Source organism: Serratia sp. DFXYC6, from assembly GCF_057196085.1.
Map to the genome: position 1 here is coordinate 1022022 of NZ_JBXUNV010000001.1, position 18146 is coordinate 1040167.

Consider the following 18146-nt stretch of genomic DNA (forward strand, 5'->3'; position numbering starts at 1 on the left):
GCAACTTTGTGCAACCTTGTTAAATCAGGCTGATGAGCGAAGTGTGAGTTTCATCGATTTTTTAACACGGGCAGTTGGCATGAATGTTGCGTTATTGAGCGAATGCGGCGGGGTTTATTACGTCGCAGGCGCTTTACCCTGCGGTATATAAGGGTAATGGCAAGGTGCAACTCATTTTGCTTGTCGTGAGTGCAACCTTTGAGCCCGGTAAATGTGACGCAGGGTAAACTTTGTGTAACTTTGTTGTTAAATATCTTGTTGGTTGATGAAAGGCTCATCTAGGATAACCGACGGTCAACAATTACGGGCAGAAACTATTTTACCTGCACTCGCTCGCAGGCTGCGTCACGTTCCGGCGCGGCGGCCAGTGAAATGCATTGCGCGTGGGTTTACCGGCGCCGGCTTGGCCGGAGCGAAACGCGAATAATAATGAAAGTGGAGAATTAAATGACAATGAGCACACCTATGCTGGTGACCTTCCTGGTGTACATTTTCGGGATGGTGCTGATCGGCCTGCTTGCCTACCGGGCAACCAACAACTTTGATGACTATATTCTCGGCGGCCGCAGTTTGGGCAGCGTGGTGACCGCGCTGTCCGCCGGGGCTTCCGACATGAGCGGCTGGCTGCTGATGGGCCTGCCGGGCGCCATCTTCCTCTCCGGCATCTCCGAAAGCTGGATCGCCATCGGCCTGACCATCGGCGCTTACCTGAACTGGAAGCTGGTGGCAGGAAGGCTGCGCGTGCATACCGAAGCCAACAACAACGCCCTGACGCTGCCGGACTATTTCACCAGCCGTTTTGAAGACAACAGCAAGCTGCTGCGGGTGATTTCGGCCATCGTCATTCTGGTGTTCTTCACCATTTACTGCGCCTCCGGCATCGTGGCCGGCGCGCGCCTGTTCGAAAGCACCTTCGGCATGAGCTACGAAACCGCCCTGTGGGCCGGCGCCGCGGCGACCATCCTGTATACCTTTATCGGCGGTTTCCTGGCGGTGAGCTGGACCGACACCGTACAGGCCAGCCTGATGATTTTCGCGCTGATCCTGACGCCGGTGATCGTGATCTTCGCCGTCGGCGGCATCGATACCTCGATGCTGGTGATCCAGGCGAAGAACCCGGCCAACCTCGACATGCTGAAGGGGCTGAACTTCGTCGCCATCCTGTCGCTGCTGGGTTGGGGCCTGGGCTACTTCGGCCAGCCGCACATCCTGGCGCGTTTCATGGCAGCGGATTCTCACCGCACCATCCGCAGCGCGCGCCGCATCAGCATGATCTGGATGATCCTGTGCCTGGCCGGGACCATCGCCGTCGGTTTCTTCGGTATCGCTTACTTCGCCAATAACCCGGATCAGGCCGGTAACGTGTCGCAGAACGGCGAACGCGTGTTTATCGAACTGGCGATGTTGCTGTTCAACCCATGGGTGGCGGGCGTGCTGCTGTCGGCGATTTTGGCGGCGGTCATGAGCACCCTGAGCTGCCAGCTGCTGGTATGCTCCAGCGCGATCACCGAAGACCTGTACAAGGCGTTCCTGCGCAAGGGCGCCAGCCAGCGTGAGCTGGTGTGGGTCGGCCGCGTGATGGTGCTGGTAGTGGCGTTGATCGCCATCGCCTTGGCGGCCAACCCGGAGAACCGCGTGCTGGGCCTGGTGAGTTATGCCTGGGCCGGTTTCGGTGCCGCCTTCGGCCCGGTTGTGCTGATCTCGGTAATGTGGTCGCGCATGACCCGCAACGGCGCGCTGGCCGGCATGCTGGTCGGTGCGGTGACGGTGATCGTCTGGAAACAGTACGAATGGCTGGGCCTGTACGAAATCATCCCTGGCTTCATCCTGGGCTGTCTGGCCATTGTGGTGGTGAGCCTGATGGGCCGCCAGCCATCCTCAACCATGACCGAACGTTTCGATCAGGCGGAAGCCGAATACAAAACGGTATAACGCCGTTTGATGTCAGTCGGCAAGGGGCGCGCAGAGCGCCCCTTCTTTTTGCCTGTTTGCCCGTCATTCGGCTGTAACACCTGGCGACATTTGATTAGAAAAAATCACGCTTGCGCCTCTTGTATTTCTTTTTGCCAGAATGATAATCACTCTCGTTGTATTTTACGTTTCTTTACATACTCGCCGCGGCTCATTTCGAGCCGGTTTTCTCTGCCGCCGCGGTCTTTTCAGGGGTGATTAGTTATGTTCGTTCCCTTTCTTATCATGTTCCGTGAGGGGCTGGAGGCCGCGCTGATCGTCAGCCTGATCGCCAGCTACCTGAAGCGCACGCAGCGCAGCCAATGGCTGGGCGCGGTGTGGATCGGCGTGATTGTCGCCGCGGCGCTGTGTCTGGCGCTCGGCATCTTCATCAATGAGACCACCGGCGAGTTCCCGCAGAAACAGCAAGAGCTGTTCGAAGGCATCGTGGCGGCGGTGGCGGTGCTGATCCTCACCTATATGGTGTTCTGGATGCGTAAGGTGTCCAAATCGGTCAAGGTGCATCTGGAAGGGGCTATCGATCAGGCGCTCAGCGCCGGTAAAGGGCAGGGGTGGGCGCTGGTGGCGATGGTGTTCTTCGCCGTGGCGCGCGAAGGGCTGGAGTCGGTGTTCTTCCTGCTGGCGGCGTTCCAGCAAGACGTGGGCGCCGCGGCGCCGATCGGCGCGGTGCTCGGCCTGGTGGCCGCCATCGTGCTGGGCATGATGATTTACTGGGGCGGGGTGAAGCTGCACCTGGCCAAATTCTTCAAATGGACCAGTCTGTTCATTTTGTTCGTCGCCGCCGGCCTGGCCGCCGGGGCGATCCGCGCCTTCCACGAAGCCGGCCTGTGGAACCACTTCCAGGACATCGCCTTCGATTTCAGCAACACCCTGTCGACCCATTCGCTGTTCGGCACCCTGCTGGAAGGCATTCTCGGTTACCAGGAAGCGCCGACGGTCAGCGAAGTGGCGGTCTACTTCCTGTATCTGATCCCGGCGCTGATTTTCTTTTTCCTGCCGCAGCGCGCGGAGCCGGCAGCGGCCCCGGCGCAACGTAAAATCAATCATTAATGTTTAATAGGGAATCTCGTATGTCTACTCCGTTATTTCGCCGCAAGGCGTTGCACGCAGCATTACTGGCTATCCCGGCGTTTGCGCTGAGCATCGGCGCCTTGGCGGCGGACGTGCCGCAGATCAAGGTTACGGTTAACGACAAGCAGTGCGAACCGATGCAACTGACGGTCCCGGCCGGCAAGACACAGTTTGTGGTGCACAACACCAGCCAGAAAAACGTCGAATGGGAAATCCTGAAAGGGGTGATGGTGGTGGAAGAGCGCGAGAACATCGCGCCGGGCTTTACCCAGAAAATGACCGCCACGCTGGAAGCGGGCGAATATGACATGACCTGCGGGCTGCTGAGCAATCCGAAAGGCAAACTGACTGTCACCGCCGCGGCCAACGGCGCCACCGACGGCAAGCCGAACGCGCTGGACCTGGTCGGCCCGATCGCTGAATACAAGGTTTACGTCACCAAAGAAGTCGATGGGTTGGTGAAACAGACCAAGCTGTTTACCGACGCGGTGAAGGCCGGCAACGTGGAGCAGGCGCGCAGGCTGTATGCGCCGACCCGCCAGCACTATGAGCGCATTGAGCCGATCGCCGAGCTGTTCTCCGATCTGGACGGCAGCATCGACGCCCGTGAAGACGACTACGAGAAGAAAGCGGCGGACCCGAACTTCACCGGCTTCCACCGTCTGGAGAAGGCGCTGTTTGCCGACAATTCGACCAAAGACATGAGCCAATATGCCGATCGTCTGTATCACGACACCGTTGAGCTGCAAAAACGCGTGAGTGAACTGACCTTCCCGCCGAGCAAAGTGGTGGGCGGCGCAGCCGGGCTGATCGAAGAGGTGGCGGCCAGCAAGATCAGCGGTGAAGAAGACCGTTACAGCCGCACCGATTTGTGGGACTTCCAGGCCAACGTCGACGGCGCGCAAAAGATAGTCAATCTGCTGCGCCCGCTGCTGGTTAAGGCCAATAAGCCGCTGCTGGACAAAATCGACGCCAACTTCAAAACCGTGGACACCATTTTGGCGAAGTACCAAACCAAAGAGGGTTATGAGTCCTATGAGAAGCTGACCGATGCCGATCGCAATGCGTTGAAAGGGCCGATCACCACGCTGGCGGAGGATCTTTCCCAGCTGCGCGGCGTATTGGGTCTGGACTGAGGCATACGGTTATGAGCAACAAGGCAGGCCCGAATAACGGGCCGCATCCGCAATCGCAGGGGGCGGCATCGCCTTCGCGCCGCCGTTTGCTGCAAGGGCTGGGGCTGGGCGCGCTGGCGCTGGGCGGCAGCCGCCTGGCGCAGGCGGCGGGTAACGCGGCGGAGCCGTTGGCGACGCCGCAGGATGAGCGCTGGCAGAAACAGCCGTTTTATGGCCGCCATCAGGCAGGGGTGCTGACGCCGCAACAGGCGGCGATGATGCTGGTGGCGTTCGATGTGTTGGCGACCGACAAAGCGGGGCTGGAGCGCCTGTTCCGGCTGCTGACCGATCGCATCGCCTTCCTGACCCACGGCGGTAAGGCGCCGGAGGTGGACGCCAAGCTGCCGCCGCTCGATTCCGGCATCATGGGGCCGGAGATTTACCCGGACAACCTGACCATCACCGTCTCGGTCGGCGCATCGCTGTTTGATGAACGCTTTGGTCTGCAGGCGCAAAAGCCGCTGCGGTTGCAGAAAATGACCCGCTTCCCCAACGATGCGTTGGACGCCGCGCTTTGTCACGGCGACCTGCTGTTGCAGATCTGCGCCAACACCAACGAAACGGTGATTCACGCGCTGCGCGACATCATTAAGCATTCGCCGGATCTGCTCAGCGTGCGCTGGAAGCGGGAGGGGTTCATCTCCGCGCACGCGGCGCGCAGCAAAGGCAAAGAGACGCCGATCAACCTGTTGGGTTTCAAAGACGGCACTGCGAACCCGAAAACCGACGACAAACCGCTGATGGATAAGGTGGTGTGGGTCGGCGACAACGTCGGTGAGCCGGCGTGGACGGCGGGCGGCAGCTATCAGGCGGCGCGCATTATTCGTTTTCGCGTCGAGTTTTGGGATCGCACGCCGCTGCAGGAGCAGGAAACCATCTTCGGCCGCGAGAAGCACAGCGGGGCGCCGCTGGGCATGAAGCGTGAACATGACGAGCCGGACTACGCGAACGATCCCGACGGCAAGGTGATCCCGATGGATGCGCACATCCGGCTGGCTAATCCTCGCACGCCGGAAAGCCAAAGCAACCTGATGCTGCGGCGCGGCTACAGCTATTCCCTTGGCGTCTCCAATGCCGGCCAGCTGGAAATGGGGCTGCTGTTCGTCTGCTATCAGGCCGATCTGGAGAAAGGCTTCCTGACGGTGCAAAAAAGGCTGAACGGCGAAGCGCTGGAGGAATACATCAAGCCGATTGGCGGCGGGTATTTCTTCGTATTGCCGGGCGTGAAAGAGGGCAGCGATTATCTGGCCAGCGGCCTGCTCAAGGCCTGAAACCGGAATAACGAGGCGGGATCTTCCGCCTCGTTTTACGTTTGTCTTACCCGCTGCAGGGGGGCAGTTAACGATGAAACGCAATTCAATGCTTTGCCAGCAGATAAAAAAAACACCCATCTCTGCTGCTTTTGATTGCGCAAAATTTAATCTGGAAACCAAAGTGTCATTCGCGGATTTTAATTGTAATTCATTGATATTTATTGATTATAATTTTCTATGGAATGATGTCTTGGGCGTGATATAGTGTTTTAGCGATAACTAAAAACAAAACATATAAAATTTTTTTACATTTTAGTAACGCGACAGGATTGAATGTCATTATACTGTAATCATCTGGCGGTAGTTTTCACACGGTGCACAGCTTGAAGCTGTAAATATCACTGCGGGGATCGCTAATGGTAAAGTCCTTGGTTGGGCTGGAAAGAAAAAATAACACATCTCCCCTGATTTCTCGTTGTAACGAGGGTTCTCTCTCCGACTCTCTTTTACCGGCAACTCCGCACCCTTATCGCTACCGAATCTCATCACTTTTTACTCCACGTTTATTGATGCAGTCCGCGTTGTCCCGTGAAGACACAGCGCTTAAGCGTTGCCGTCGATTCACTTTGTCCCTTGGCTCTTATTGGCTCGGAGGAGGCCAAAACCTAATACGTGTGTGAAACATAATCGCGCGGCCTGGCCGTTGCGGTAGGTGAAACAAACTGTAAGGTGCCACTATGGGTAGACAGAAAGCAGTGATCAAAGCACGTCGTGAAGCGAAACGCGTTATTCGTCGTGACGCTCGTAGTCATCGCCAGCTGGAAGAAGAGTCTGTGACCTCGCTGGTGCAAATGGGGGGAGTCGAGTCTATCGGCATGGCGCGAGACAAGCGCGATAGCTCACCCATCGAGGCTAGAACCGAAGCTCAGGGTCATTACTTATCAGCCATAGAGAATAAGCAGCTGATCTTCGCCACCGGCGAAGCCGGCTGTGGCAAAACATTTATCAGCGCCGCCAAGGCGGCGGAGGCGCTGATCCATAAAGAGGTGGATCGGATTATCGTTACCCGTCCTGTTTTGCAGGCGGATGAGGACCTCGGTTTCTTGCCGGGGGATATCGCCGAGAAATTCGCGCCTTATTTCCGCCCGGTGTATGACATTCTGGTGCGCCGTTTAGGATCTTCCTTTATGCAGTACTGCCTGCGCCCGGAAATCGGCAAGGTAGAGATTGCGCCGTTCGCTTATATGCGCGGACGCACCTTCGAAAATGCGGTCGTTATCCTGGATGAAGCCCAGAACGTGACCGCCAGCCAGATGAAAATGTTCCTGACCCGCCTGGGGGAAAACGTGACGGTTATCGTTAACGGCGACGTGACCCAGTGCGACCTGCCGCGCGGCGTAAAATCCGGTCTCAGCGATGCCCTGGAGCGCTTCGAAGAGGACGAGATGATCGGCGTCATCCGCTTTGAAAAACAGGACTGCGTACGCTCCGCTTTGTGCCAGCGCACGCTCAACGCTTACAGTTAACCTATCCGCTAATGGAAAGGCCGCTTCGGCGGCCTTTTTTATCGCCGCCTATTTACCATTTCGTTTAACCTTTGTGTAAATTATTGTGGTTATTTGTATAGATTTTCGTTGAGTTAGCGTTAATGATTAATGGGTTCCAGATTGGCGCGCAGTTTGCGTGCGCCGCCAAAAGGACATTTTCTGGGGTGTGCGCCGCGCGGCGCATAGCGTGTGGGTTCCTTGCTGCGATTCAAACATGAAATACATCATTCTGCTTTTGCTTATTTTATGCGTCGTCTATGTGCATTACCGCGGGCGGGTGCGCTACAACGTGTGGCGGCAGCTGTCTGACCATTCCACCTTTACCGCACCGTTGAACGTCTTCATGTATCTGTTTTCCCGTGTGCCGACCACGCCGTACCTGAAGCCGGAGCAATTTCCTGAGCTGACGGTACTGCGGGAGAACTGGGAAACCATCCGCGACGAAGGACAGAAGCTGATGGAGATCCAGCAGATCAAAGCGTCCGATCAATTCAACGACGCCGGTTTCAACTCGTTCTTCAAGACCGGTTGGAAACGCTTTTATCTGAAATGGTATGAGGACAGCCATCCCTCCGCCATGACCCTGTGCCCGCAGACCACGGAACTGCTGCGCAGTCTGCCTTCGGTCAAGGCGGCGATGTTCGCCGAACTGCCGGACGGCAGCCGTTTGCCGCGCCATCGCGATCCTTACGCCGGTTCGCTGCGTTATCACCTGGGGCTGATTACCCCCAATGATGACCGCTGCTTCATTGAGGTGGACGGTGAGCGCTACAGCTGGCGTGACGGTGAAGGGGTGATGTTCGATGAAACCTATCTGCACTATGCGGAAAACCAGAGCGGGCAGAATCGCCTGATCCTGTTCTGCGATATCGAACGGCCGATGCGCTACCGCTGGGCGCAGGCGGTTAACCACTGGTTGGGGCGCAATCTGATGAGCGCCGCCACCGCGCCGAATGAAGAGGGCGATCGCACCGGCGGCGTCAACAAGATGTTCAAATACATCTATGCAATTCGCCGGGTGGGGAAACGGCTGAAGGCCTGGAACCGCACCGGTTATTACATCATCAAGTGGATTTTGTTCGGGGGGATCGCCGCGGCGATATTCTTCTCGGTATAACGCAGGCAGGGGCGCACAGAGTGCGCCCCTTTTTGATCAGGCGAAGATAGTCATCATGTAGGCGGCGAACAGCGCCAGGTGGGCGGTGCCGTTCAGCACGTTGGTGCGGCCGGTCGAGAACGACAGCTGGCACAGCAACAACACCGTCAACATCACCACGATATGCGGCGTTTGCAGGCCGAAGATCAGCGTCTGCCCGGTCAGGGTAGCGATGATGGTCACCGCCGGCACCGTCAGGGAGATGGTCGCCAGCACCGAACCGAAGAACAGGTTCATGGCGCGTTGCACCTGATTGTTCAACACGGCGCGCAGCGCGCCCAGGCCTTCAGGCGACAGGATAAGCAGCGCCACCAGGAAACCGGTGAACTGCGCCGGTGCATTCATTTTGGTCAGCAGGCCTTCGAGCGGATTGGCGTTGAACTTGGTGACGGCGATAACCGCGATCAGGTGCACGATGAGCCAGGCGGCGTGCCAGGCGCTGCTGTGCGAAGAGGGCTTGCCGTGGTGCGGATCGCCATCGTCGTCTTCATGCTCGTACACGAACAGGCTCTGGTGGGTTTTGGTCTGGATCACCAGGAATACGCCATACATGGCGGCGGAAATCAGCGCCACCAACAGCGCTTGCCCGGTGCTGAAGTTGCCGCCCGGCAGCGCACTCGGGAACACCAGCACGATCACCGCCAGCGGGAAAATCGCCATCAGGTACTGTTTGATGCCGCCGAGGTTGACGTACTGGGTGGCGAACTTGCGCCCGCCGAGCAGCAGCGCGAAGCCGACCAGGCCGGCGGAAACGATCATGATGATGGAGTACAGCGTGTCGCGCATCAGCGCCGGCGCGGCGTCGCCGGTGGCCATCAACGCCGAGATCAGGCTGACTTCGAGGATCACCACCGACAGGCTGAGGATCAGCGAGCCATAGGGCTCGCCCAACCGGTGGGCGAGCACGTCGGCGTGGCGCACCACGCTGAAGGCGCTGCTGAGGATCCCCACCAGCGCGAGAATATTGATGCCGACGATCAGCGGAAAGTTAGCGGTGCTGCCCCATAAATTCAACACCACCAGCGCGGCGATGGGGAAGATCAGTGAGTATTCGGTGTGGCGAGACTTGGTGGATCGGCCAGGATCGTGTTGCGACTTCATGAGGGTGGCACTCCTTCTCAAACAGCGTAGCCCGTCAGCGCCGGTCGCCGTGATGCGGCAACTCTGCGTTTCCAGTAGGTATTTATATTAGGATACACCCGCGGCGCCGGTGTGATGTTGTTTTTATCTGAGAAAGCAATTGCTTGCTTTATGTGATCAGAGTAACAAAAAAACCGCACGGGGTGCGGTTTTATTTACTTACTTTTACGCAATAACGTCAATTTACAACGTTAGATTTGAGAAAAGTCGTGTTTACTTATTTAGTTCGTGGTTATTCAAGGAAAATATGAACGCTAGTCGTCAATATTGTCCATGATTTCATGCCGTTTATTGTGGTATCCCTCTTCATTTAGCCCTTCACGCCAGTAAGGCACGGCATAAAGACGATTACGATCGCATTGACGTTCGCGCCGCAGGTAACGGCGCAGCTCCACCACCAGGCGATCTTCACCGGCGAGCCAGAAGTGCGCTTCCCCCTGCGGCAGGGACTGCGCGCGGAATCGAGCGATCAATTCGTCGGTTTTTTCCGTGCCGCCGACGATCCAATTGACGTCAACATCGGCGGGTTTTTTCAGGTCAATCACGTCGGCAGTGCTGTCGACGCGGATGAAAGCGCGCCCGGCGCCGTGCGGCGGCAGGTTTTCCAGCAGCGCGGCCAACGCAGGCAGCGAGGAAGGATCGCCCGCCAGGCAGTAGAAGTCGGCGGCCGGCAGCATCGGTTTGGGGCCGCCTGGATTGCTGATGCCGATTTTATCGCCGATTTTCGCCTGGCGCGCAAAGTCGACCGCCGGGCCCTGGTGATCGTGAATGGCGAATTCGATGTCCACTTCCGCCTGTTCCGGGCGCACGGCGCGAATGGAATAGGTGCGCACGATCGGGCGCACGGCATCCGCAGCCCAGCGCGGGCCGTTTTCAGTCAGCGTCGGCAGATCCGGCTGCGTTTGGCCGGCGAGCGGCAAAAAGACCTTGATGTGCGCGGCGGCGGCGTTGGCCGGGTAGTAGCGCAGATCGGGCGCGGTAAAGGTGATGCGGCGCAGGTGCGGCGTAATGTCCTGTACGGCGCTGACGGCGATCAGGTAGGGGGCGCGTGAGCGAGGGGCTTCGGTAGTCACGAGGATCTCCTTATAGTTCGTTTGGCGGTGAGTATACCATGCCGTTTGATAATGAGAATTGTTTGCTCATTGAGGCGCAACCGCGTGTGAGCTAGGCTTAAGGTTCACGCAATACGCACGGGAGGACGTGATGCCATACCAAGACACGAGCGACTTGCCGGACAATGTAAAGCATGTGCTACCGGAACATGCGCAGGCGATCTATAAAGAAGCGTTCAACAGCGCCTGGCAACAATACCGGGATCCCGACGATCGGCGCGGTGACGACAGCCGGGAGGAGACGGCGCATAAGGTGGCCTGGGCGGCGGTCAAGCAAAGCTATCGCAAGGGCGACGACGAACGCTGGCATAAAAAGTAACGCCTTTATGCCCCGGTAAAAAACGCGCAGACGTTATGTTGACCTCGGCAATTAATATTATTGCTGCTCAGTACAAATACTTTTCCACGTTAACGCCGCTTTGCAACTTGATTGCGCGGCGGGAAAAGAATATGGTCATTATTAATCGGCGCGGTTATTGAATTAATAAAATTCCGCACCAAAAAATAAAATTGCAAAGGTTCAGTAGTGGCGAGGGAGGACGAGAAATCGTATTCCCGGGAGGTTGTAACAGTGTTAACGCGAGATTTTCTGCAAAAAGCGGATTGCAAAACCGCCTTTGGCGCTATTGAGGAGTCGCTGCTGCTGACGCCTGAACAGCGCGCAGCCTCGTTGGAATGCACGTTATCGCGCCGGCCGGATCACAGCCCGGTATGGGTATTCGGTTACGGTTCGCTGATGTGGAATCCGGTTTTCGAATCTGAAGAAGTGCGGCCCGCCATGCTGCAGGGCTGGCATCGGGCGTTCTGCATGCGTTTGACCGCCGGGCGCGGCACGCTGCATCAGCCGGGGCGCATGCTGGCGCTGAAAGAGGGCGGCCAGACCACCGGATTGGCGTTTCGTCTGCCGGAAGGTAAGCTGCGTGAAGAGCTGGAGCTGCTTTGGAAGCGCGAAATGGTGACCGACTGCTACGTGCCGACCTGGTGTGAACTGCAGTTGGATGGCGGAGAGACCGTCACGGCGCTGGTGTTCGTGATGAACGCGCAGCACCCGTTGTTTGAAGCAGACACCAGCCACCAGGTGATCGCGCCATTGATCGCCAGCGCCAGCGGCCCGCTGGGTACCAACGCGCAATACCTGTTTGCGCTGGATAACGAGCTGAAACACCACGGCATGCAGGATGATTGCATCGGCGATCTGGTGCGCTATGTACAGCAGTGGTTGCAACAGAACCGCCCTGGCGCTTTCGGGGCCGAGGCTACCGCCTGAGGCGTTAGCAGGGCAGCAGACACTGAAGGGCTCAGCATGCTGAGCCCTTTTCATATATCTAATACCTCTATTTAATAACTTTATTCTGCATGATGACTTAAGGCTCTTTATTTTTGTGGTTATTTATCTCATTATTTTTAAAGACATTCATCATTTTCCCACATCCTCACCCCCCGAGAGCCACGATAAATAATTCACTTAGTATTAAATTGCATAAGTAAAGGTTATTTCTTATTTGTTCAGCCCCGCAGGTCTCCGTATCAATATGGCAAACGCTACCGCAAGAAACAGGGAGACGGGGATGAACTTTCAACAATTAAAAATTATTCGCGAATCGGCGCGCTGCAACTACAACCTGACCGAGGTCGCCAATACCTTATTTACTTCGCAGTCCGGCGTCAGTCGGCATATTCGCGAGCTGGAAGAAGAGCTGGGCATTGAAATATTCATTCGCCGCGGCAAACGGCTGTTGGGCATGACCGAGCCCGGCAAAGAGCTGCTGGTGGTGGCGGAGCGCATTCTTAACGACGCGAACAACATCCGTCGCCTGGCGGATGTCTTCAGCAGCAACGATTCGGGGCAACTGCATATCGCGACGACGCACACCCAGGCGCGCTATAGCCTGCCGGGGGTGATCAAAGAGTTTCGCGCGCTTTATCCACGGGTGCGGGTGGTGCTCAATCAGGGCAGCCCGGAGGAGATCGTTTCTATGCTGGCCGCCGGTGAAGCCGATATCGGCATTGCCAGCGAACGGCTGATGAGCGACGAGTCGCTGGCGGCATTCCCCTACTACCGGTGGCATCACACCATTCTGGTGCCGGAAGGGCACGAGTTGACGCGGCAGCCGCAGGTGACGCTGGAGATGCTCAGCACCTTGCCGTTGATCACTTACCGCCAGGGCATTACCGGCCGCGCGAAGCTGGATGCGGCGTTCAAATCAGCGGGCCTGACGCCGGACATCGCGCTCAGCGCGCAAGATTCCGACGTGATTAAAACCTATGTCGAGCTGGGGTTGGGCGTGGGCGTGTTGGCGGACATGTCGTATGAAAAAGAGCGCGATCGCGGGTTGGTCAGCCTCAACGCCGAGCATTTGTTTGAACCCAATACGGTCTGGCTGGGCCTGAAACGCAGCCAACTGCAGCGCAACTATGCCTGGCGCTTTATTCAGCTGTGCAACCCGACGTTGTCGCTGACCGAAATCAAAGACAAGGTCTTCTCGTCGCAGCTGGATGCGGTGATTGACTATCAGATTTAACCGATAAGCGGCAGGCAATTCCTGCCGCGCATTCTGCATCGCCTGCCTAATAATCAAAATCCCATCTATATACATAAAAAGAATATCTATAGTGATTTAAGTACCTTCAGCTGCCGATCGTGCTCGCATACACTCGCAAAATTATTATAAATTCCATCCGCTTGGAGAGTTTCAGATGAAAGCGCTCGTTCCTTCTTTGCTGTTTTTGGCCGTGGCGGCCAGCGTTAACGTACAGGCGGCGACGCCGGCCAACACGCTGGTGATCGCGCAATCTATCGATGACGTGGTCAGCTTTGACCCGGCCCAGGGATTTGAGTTAACCACGGTGCAGTCGTTCAACAGCCTGTATCAACGTCTGATCCAGTCAGATCCGCACAATCCCATCGATCTTAAACCAACCCTGGCCAGCAGCTGGCAGGCCGGCGCCGACGACCGCAGCCTGACTTTCAGCCTGCGCCCGGACGCCAGGTTCGCCAGCGGCAATCCGCTGCGGCCGGAAGACGTGATCTTCTCGCTTTCACGGGTGGTTAAACTCAATCTCGAACCGTCGTTTATCCTGACGCAGCTGGGCTGGAACGCGAAGAACGTGGAGCAACACCTGAGCAAGGTGGACGAGCACACGGTAAAAATCAGCTGGAGTGAGAACGTCAGCCCGGCCTTCGTGCTCAGCCTGCTGTCGGCGCCGGTATCCTCGATCGTCGACGCCAAAGAGGCGCTGGCGCACCAGCAGGGCGACGATCTGGGGCATCAATGGTTGAACAGCCACTCCGCCGGCAGCGGCCCTTACAAAATCCGCACCTATGTGCCGCACGAAGTGGTGGTGCTGGACGCCAATCCCGGCTCGCCGGAAGGGGCGCCGACGCTGAAAACCATCCTGATCAAAAACGTGCCCGATCCGGCGGCGCGCCGTTTGCTGATTGAGCAGGGCGATGCCGATATCGCACGCAACCTGGGGGCAGACCAGATGGCGGCTCTGAAGGGCAAGCCGGGCGTCAAACCGTTGGCCATTCCTTACGCCTCGCTTTATTTCCTGCAGTTCAATGCCAAGGCGTCGCCGGCGCTCGGCAATCCGGCGTTCTGGGAGGCGGCGCGCTGGCTGTTCGATTATCAAGGCATCGCCGACGATCTGCTGAAAGGGCAGTTCCAGAGCCATCAGGCATTCCTGCCGGACGGTTATCTGGGCGCGCTCAAGGATCAGCCGTACAGCTTCAATCCGCAGAAAGCCAAAGAAATACTGGCCAAAGCGGGGCTGAGCAACGTCAGTTTCCGCCTGGACGTCAACAACCAGCCGCCGTATCTGGATATTGCCCAGGCGCTGCAGGCCAGTTTTGCCCAGGGCGGCGTGAAGGTCGAACTGGTGCCGGGCATCAGTTCGCAGGTCTCCACCAAGGTGAAAGCGCTTAACTACGATGCGACGCTGACCTCCTGGGGGCCGGATTACTTCGACCCTAACACCAACGCCGCCGCCTTCGCCTACAACCCGGAAGACGGCAGCAAGACGCTGGCCTGGCGCGCCAACTGGCAGATCCCGGCGCTGAGCAAGCTGACGCTGGCCGCCACTGCGGAAAACGACACCGCCAAACGGGTGGCAGACTACCAGCAACTGCAAAAACAGGTGCAGCAAAGCTCGCCGTTTGTCATCGGCCTGCAGGCGCGCAGCCTGATTGCGGTGCGTGATAACCTCAAGGGCTATGTGCAGGGCATCAACCCTGACATGGTGTTCTACAGCAAGGTCAGCAAGTAATGGCCGCTGATCTGTCCGCCGGCGCCGGGGCGGCCCGGCGGTATTGGCGCTGGGGCGGGCGACTGCTCGGCGGCGCGCTGTCTCTGGCGTTAACGCTGCTCGGCCTGCTGCTGTTCACCTTCATGCTGTCGCACCTGGCGCCGATCGATCCGGCGCTGCAGGTGGCGGGCGATCACGCCAGCGAAGCCACCTATGCGCAGGTGCGGCACGAGCTGGGGTTGGATCAGCCGCTGCCGGTGCAATTTTGGCGTTACCTGGTGCACCTGGCGCACGGCGATTTGGGCATTTCGCGTATTACCGCGCAGCCGGTGTTGAGCGATCTGTTGCGTACCTTCCCGGCGACGGTGGAGCTGGCCACCTGCGCCATTATCCTCGGCGCCCTCGGCGGCATTACGCTGGCATTTCTGGCGGTGCTCAAACCGGGCAGCTGGCTGGATAACGCGGCGCGTCTGCTGTCGCTGATCGGTTATTCGGTGCCGATTTTCTGGCTGAGCCTGCTCGGGCTGTTGCTGTTCTACGCCACGCTGCATTGGTCGGCGGGGCCGGGGCGGCTGGACGACATTTACTTGTACAGCATGGAGCCGCGCAGCGGTTTCGTGTTGATCGACAGCTGGCTGTCCGGCGATCGTGAAATGTTCTACAACGCCATCGGCCACCTGTGGCTGCCGGTGGTGGCGTTGGCGCTGCTGTCGATGGCGGGCATTACCCGGCTGCTGCGGGCGGCGATGCTGGAAGAGTGCAACAAGGAATACGTGACGCTGGCGCGTTCCAAGGGCGCCGGCCGCCTGCGTATTCTGCTGCGCCATGTATTTCCCAATGTGTTTGGCACGCTGATCACCGTACTGTCTCTCTCCTACGCCAGCCTGCTGGAGGGCGCGGTATTGACCGAAACGGTGTTCGCCTGGCCCGGCGTCGGGCGTTACCTGACCTCGGCGCTGTTTGCTGCCGACACGCCGGCGATCCTCGGCGCCACGCTGCTGATCGGCACCTGTTTCGTGCTGTTGAATGCGCTGGCCGACGCCTTGACCTATTTAGTGGATCCGCGAACTCGATGAGCCAATATCTCTCTGAACACGAACCGCAAAGCGAGCCAGCCGTCGGTGACCGCCGCGGTCGGCGTCTGACCACGCTGACGCTGGGTGCGGCGCTGGTGGCGATCCTGATTGTCACCGCGCTGCTGGCTCCGTGGCTGGCGCCTTTCGATCCCAATCTGCAGCATATCGAGCTGCGGTTACTGCCGCCTTCGGCTGCACATTGGCTGGGCACCGACGGCTTTGGCCGCGATTTGCTCTCCCGCGTGATTTACGGCGCGCGGCCGACGCTGATCCTGGTGTCGCTGATTCTGGTGTTGACCATTCCCATCGGCCTGCTGGTCGGCATTTGCGCCGGTTACCTCGGCGGCTGGGTCGAGCGCATTTTGATGCGTCTGACCGACATTTTCCTGTCGCTGCCGAGTCTGGTGATCGCGCTGGCGTTCGTGGCGGTGATGGGGCCGGGGCTGATGAACGGCGCGCTGGCGCTGGCATTGACCAGCTGGCCGGCCTTTGCCCGCCAGGCGCGGGCCGAAACCCTGGCGCTGCGCCGCAGTGACTACCTGGCGGCGGCGCGCATGCAGGGCATCAACGGGTTGCGGCTGATGGTCGGCCACATTTTGCCTTTATGCCTGCCGAGCGCGGTGGTGCGTGCGGCGCTGAGCCTGGGCGGCATCATCCTGTCCGCCGCCGGTCTGGGGTTCCTCGGCATGGGCGTCGCGCCGCCGACCGCCGAATGGGGTTCGATGGTGGCCGAAGGCAGTAAAGTGATTTTCGACCAATGGTGGGTCGCCGCCGCACCAGGCGGGGCGATCCTGTTCGCCAGTCTGGCGTTTAACCTGCTGGGCGATGGCCTGCGCGACAAAATGGATCCTCGTCATGGGCACTGATAACACTTTATTGACCGTCGAACGGCTGGCGATCGGCGTGCCGGGGCCGCAGCCGGCGGCGCTGGTGAAGAATATCTCGTTCAGCATGGGGCGGGAGCGGCTGGCGCTGGTCGGCGAGTCCGGTTCCGGCAAGTCGTTGACCGCGCGTGCGCTGATGGGGCTATTGCCGCCGCCGTTGCAGCTGCAGGCGCAGCGCCTGACGCTGGGCGATGAAGACTTGACGCGCCTGAGCGAACGCCAGTGGAGCCGCCTGCGCGGCGACCGGGTGGCGATGGTGATGCAAGATCCCAAACATGCGCTGAATCCCAATCAGCCGATCGGCCGTCAGGTGGAGGAGCCGCTGGTGCTGCATGCCAAGCTGAGCCGCGCCGAGCGGCGTGAAAAGGTATTGGAGATGCTGGCGGCGGTGGGGTTGCCCGATCCGGCGGCGCTGTGGGGCCGTTATCCGCATCAGCTCTCCGGCGGCATGGGGCAGCGGGTGATGCTGGCCATTGCGTTGATCAACGATCCGCAGCTGTTGATTGCCGATGAACCGACTTCGGCGCTGGATCACCAGATGCGCGATCAGGTGCTGCAACTGATAGACAATCTGGTGGCGCAACGCAACATGGGGCTGATCCTGATCAGCCACGATTTGCAGCAGGTGGCGCACCACTGCGAGCGGGTGCTGGTGATGTACAAAGGCGAGCTGTTGGATCAACTGCCGGCAGCAGAGCTGGCGCAGGCCACGCATCCTTACACTCGCACGCTGTGGGCGTGCCGGCCGAGCCGCGAGACGCGCGGCAAACCGCTGCCGGTGCTGGACCGCGCGCTGTTGGAGACGTTGAAATGAGCGTAATCGCACTGGAGAACCTGAGCGTCAGTCACCGCCAGGGCTACGAGCTGCGCACCGTGGTGCATGAGGTTAACCTGCACATCGAACCGGGTGAGTGTTTCGGGCTGGTGGGGCCTTCCGGCTGCGGCAAGTCCTCGTTGCTGTGGGTGCTGGCCGGGCTGAATGGCAGCTGGCAGGGCGGTTTTGAGCTGCTGGGGCGGCGGCTGCAACCGGGGCAGGCATTTACCGGCGAGCTGCGGCGTGAGGTACAGATGGTGTTTCAGGATCCCTATGCTTCGCTACACCCCAAGCACCGGCTGTTGCGTACGCTGTCGGAGCCGCTCAAGCTGCTGCAGGAAAGCGATATCGAACGCAAGATCAGCGCGGGCTTTCGCCAGGTGGGGTTGGATCCGCGCCTGCTGGATCGCTACCCGCATCAGCTGTCGGGCGGCCAGCGGCAGCGCGTGGCGATCGTGCGCGCATTGTTGCTGCGGCCTAAGTTGTTGCTGCTGGATGAACCGACTTCGGCGTTGGACATGTCGGTGCAGGCGGAGATCCTCAATCTGCTCAACGAGCTGAAGCAGGCGGGCGATCTGACCATGGTGCTGGTCAGCCACGATGCGGACGTGATTGACCATATGTGCGATCGTTCGGTGGCAATGGCGCACGGCCGCATCAGCATTTAAACCTGTGCCCGCCAACGCGGCGGGCATATCCATC

General features: G+C 58.9%; 16 protein-coding genes. 14 read left to right on the forward strand and 2 right to left on the reverse strand.

Features of this window, described 5'->3' with window-relative positions; all coding sequences use genetic code 11:
• The first annotated feature begins 447 nt into the window (after positions 1 to 447).
• From putP to lpxO, 6 genes are all read left to right on the forward strand, one after another.
• Positions 448 to 1932, forward strand: a complete 1485-nt coding sequence (gene putP, locus AC2CGQ_RS05040; RefSeq protein ID WP_166445199.1) for a sodium/proline symporter PutP — start codon at positions 448 to 450, stop codon at positions 1930 to 1932.
• 243 nt (positions 1933 to 2175) lie between these two features.
• On the forward strand, positions 2176 to 3021 hold the full coding sequence (gene efeU, locus AC2CGQ_RS05045) for an iron uptake transporter permease EfeU (protein ID WP_004934730.1): 846 nt from the start codon (positions 2176 to 2178) through the stop codon (positions 3019 to 3021).
• Between the two features lie 20 nt (positions 3022 to 3041).
• Entirely contained in the window at positions 3042 to 4178 is a 1137-nt protein-coding gene (gene efeO / locus AC2CGQ_RS05050) for an iron uptake system protein EfeO (protein WP_166445198.1), read from the forward strand.
• A gap of 11 nt (positions 4179 to 4189) precedes the next feature.
• The gene (gene efeB / locus AC2CGQ_RS05055) at positions 4190 to 5488 is read left to right on the forward strand and encodes an iron uptake transporter deferrochelatase/peroxidase subunit (RefSeq protein ID WP_021504076.1); all 1299 of its coding nucleotides are present in this window, start codon (positions 4190 to 4192) and stop codon (positions 5486 to 5488) included.
• A 719-nt stretch (positions 5489 to 6207) separates the two neighbouring features.
• Complete coding sequence (gene phoH, locus AC2CGQ_RS05060; protein WP_004934726.1) at positions 6208 to 6996, forward strand: phosphate starvation-inducible protein PhoH; 789 nt, start codon at positions 6208 to 6210, stop codon at positions 6994 to 6996.
• Positions 6997 to 7231: 235 nt separating this feature from the next.
• On the forward strand, positions 7232 to 8134 hold the full coding sequence (lpxO, locus tag AC2CGQ_RS05065; protein WP_021504035.1) for a lipid A hydroxylase LpxO: 903 nt from the start codon (positions 7232 to 7234) through the stop codon (positions 8132 to 8134).
• Positions 8135 to 8170: 36 nt separating this feature from the next.
• Here lpxO and chaA read toward each other — a convergent pair whose 3' ends face one another.
• Both chaA and AC2CGQ_RS05075 read right to left on the reverse strand, forming a co-directional pair.
• Positions 8171 to 9274 carry a sodium-potassium/proton antiporter ChaA gene (gene chaA / locus AC2CGQ_RS05070; protein ID WP_004934723.1) on the reverse strand — a complete coding sequence of 368 codons (1104 nt, stop codon included), beginning with the start codon at positions 9272 to 9274 and terminating at the stop codon, positions 8171 to 8173.
• A 293-nt stretch (positions 9275 to 9567) separates the two neighbouring features.
• Positions 9568 to 10386, reverse strand: coding sequence for a siderophore-interacting protein (locus AC2CGQ_RS05075; RefSeq protein ID WP_060559805.1), 819 nt, complete (start codon positions 10384 to 10386; stop codon positions 9568 to 9570).
• A 130-nt stretch (positions 10387 to 10516) separates the two neighbouring features.
• Here AC2CGQ_RS05075 and chaB point away from each other — a divergent pair, with 130 nt between their 5' ends.
• The 8 genes from chaB to AC2CGQ_RS05115 all read left to right on the forward strand — a co-directional run bounded on the left by chaB (position 10517) and on the right by AC2CGQ_RS05115 (position 18112).
• Positions 10517 to 10744 (forward strand): putative cation transport regulator ChaB, encoded by a 228-nt coding sequence (gene chaB, locus AC2CGQ_RS05080; RefSeq protein ID WP_004934720.1) that lies wholly within the window; start codon positions 10517 to 10519, stop codon positions 10742 to 10744.
• Between the two features lie 252 nt (positions 10745 to 10996).
• Positions 10997 to 11692, forward strand: a complete 696-nt coding sequence (locus tag AC2CGQ_RS05085; protein ID WP_021504033.1) for a gamma-glutamylcyclotransferase — start codon at positions 10997 to 10999, stop codon at positions 11690 to 11692.
• A 301-nt stretch (positions 11693 to 11993) separates the two neighbouring features.
• Positions 11994 to 12947, forward strand: a complete 954-nt coding sequence (cbl, locus tag AC2CGQ_RS05090) for an HTH-type transcriptional regulator Cbl (protein ID WP_004934716.1) — start codon at positions 11994 to 11996, stop codon at positions 12945 to 12947.
• A gap of 175 nt (positions 12948 to 13122) precedes the next feature.
• Positions 13123 to 14691, forward strand: coding sequence for an ABC transporter substrate-binding protein (locus AC2CGQ_RS05095; protein ID WP_044031025.1), 1569 nt, complete (start codon positions 13123 to 13125; stop codon positions 14689 to 14691).
• On the forward strand, positions 14691 to 15746 hold the full coding sequence (locus tag AC2CGQ_RS05100) for an ABC transporter permease (RefSeq protein ID WP_277495871.1): 1056 nt from the start codon (positions 14691 to 14693) through the stop codon (positions 15744 to 15746). Before AC2CGQ_RS05095 ends, AC2CGQ_RS05100 begins: the two co-directional genes overlap by 1 nt.
• Positions 15743 to 16612: an ABC transporter permease gene (locus AC2CGQ_RS05105; RefSeq protein WP_033632776.1), complete on the forward strand. Its 870-nt coding sequence runs from the start codon at positions 15743 to 15745 to the stop codon at positions 16610 to 16612. Before AC2CGQ_RS05100 ends, AC2CGQ_RS05105 begins: the two co-directional genes overlap by 4 nt.
• Positions 16602 to 17444 carry an ABC transporter ATP-binding protein gene (locus AC2CGQ_RS05110; protein WP_004934707.1) on the forward strand — a complete coding sequence of 281 codons (843 nt, stop codon included), beginning with the start codon at positions 16602 to 16604 and terminating at the stop codon, positions 17442 to 17444. Before AC2CGQ_RS05105 ends, AC2CGQ_RS05110 begins: the two co-directional genes overlap by 11 nt.
• Positions 17441 to 18112, forward strand: coding sequence for an ABC transporter ATP-binding protein (locus AC2CGQ_RS05115; protein WP_015378211.1), 672 nt, complete (start codon positions 17441 to 17443; stop codon positions 18110 to 18112). The genes AC2CGQ_RS05110 and AC2CGQ_RS05115 overlap by 4 nt, the downstream gene beginning before the upstream one ends.
• Positions 18113 to 18146: the final 34 nt, after the last annotated feature.

What these genes read in the sequence shown, in the direction of transcription:
- chaA (WP_004934723.1), bottom strand. Translation starts at nt 9,274, where the DNA reads ATGAAGTCGCAACACGATCCTGGCCGATCCACCAAGTCTCGCCACACC.
- putP (WP_166445199.1), top strand. Translation starts at nt 448, where the DNA reads ATGACAATGAGCACACCTATGCTGGTGACCTTCCTGGTGTACATTTTC.
- efeO (WP_166445198.1), top strand. Translation starts at nt 3,042, where the DNA reads ATGTCTACTCCGTTATTTCGCCGCAAGGCGTTGCACGCAGCATTACTG.
- AC2CGQ_RS05095 (WP_044031025.1), top strand. Translation starts at nt 13,123, where the DNA reads ATGAAAGCGCTCGTTCCTTCTTTGCTGTTTTTGGCCGTGGCGGCCAGC.
- efeU (WP_004934730.1), top strand. Translation starts at nt 2,176, where the DNA reads ATGTTCGTTCCCTTTCTTATCATGTTCCGTGAGGGGCTGGAGGCCGCG.
- phoH (WP_004934726.1), top strand. Translation starts at nt 6,208, where the DNA reads ATGGGTAGACAGAAAGCAGTGATCAAAGCACGTCGTGAAGCGAAACGC.
- AC2CGQ_RS05110 (WP_004934707.1), top strand. Translation starts at nt 16,602, where the DNA reads ATGGGCACTGATAACACTTTATTGACCGTCGAACGGCTGGCGATCGGC.
- chaB (WP_004934720.1), top strand. Translation starts at nt 10,517, where the DNA reads ATGCCATACCAAGACACGAGCGACTTGCCGGACAATGTAAAGCATGTG.
- AC2CGQ_RS05115 (WP_015378211.1), top strand. Translation starts at nt 17,441, where the DNA reads ATGAGCGTAATCGCACTGGAGAACCTGAGCGTCAGTCACCGCCAGGGC.
- lpxO (WP_021504035.1), top strand. Translation starts at nt 7,232, where the DNA reads ATGAAATACATCATTCTGCTTTTGCTTATTTTATGCGTCGTCTATGTG.
- cbl (WP_004934716.1), top strand. Translation starts at nt 11,994, where the DNA reads ATGAACTTTCAACAATTAAAAATTATTCGCGAATCGGCGCGCTGCAAC.
- AC2CGQ_RS05105 (WP_033632776.1), top strand. Translation starts at nt 15,743, where the DNA reads ATGAGCCAATATCTCTCTGAACACGAACCGCAAAGCGAGCCAGCCGTC.
- efeB (WP_021504076.1), top strand. Translation starts at nt 4,190, where the DNA reads ATGAGCAACAAGGCAGGCCCGAATAACGGGCCGCATCCGCAATCGCAG.
- AC2CGQ_RS05100 (WP_277495871.1), top strand. Translation starts at nt 14,691, where the DNA reads ATGGCCGCTGATCTGTCCGCCGGCGCCGGGGCGGCCCGGCGGTATTGG.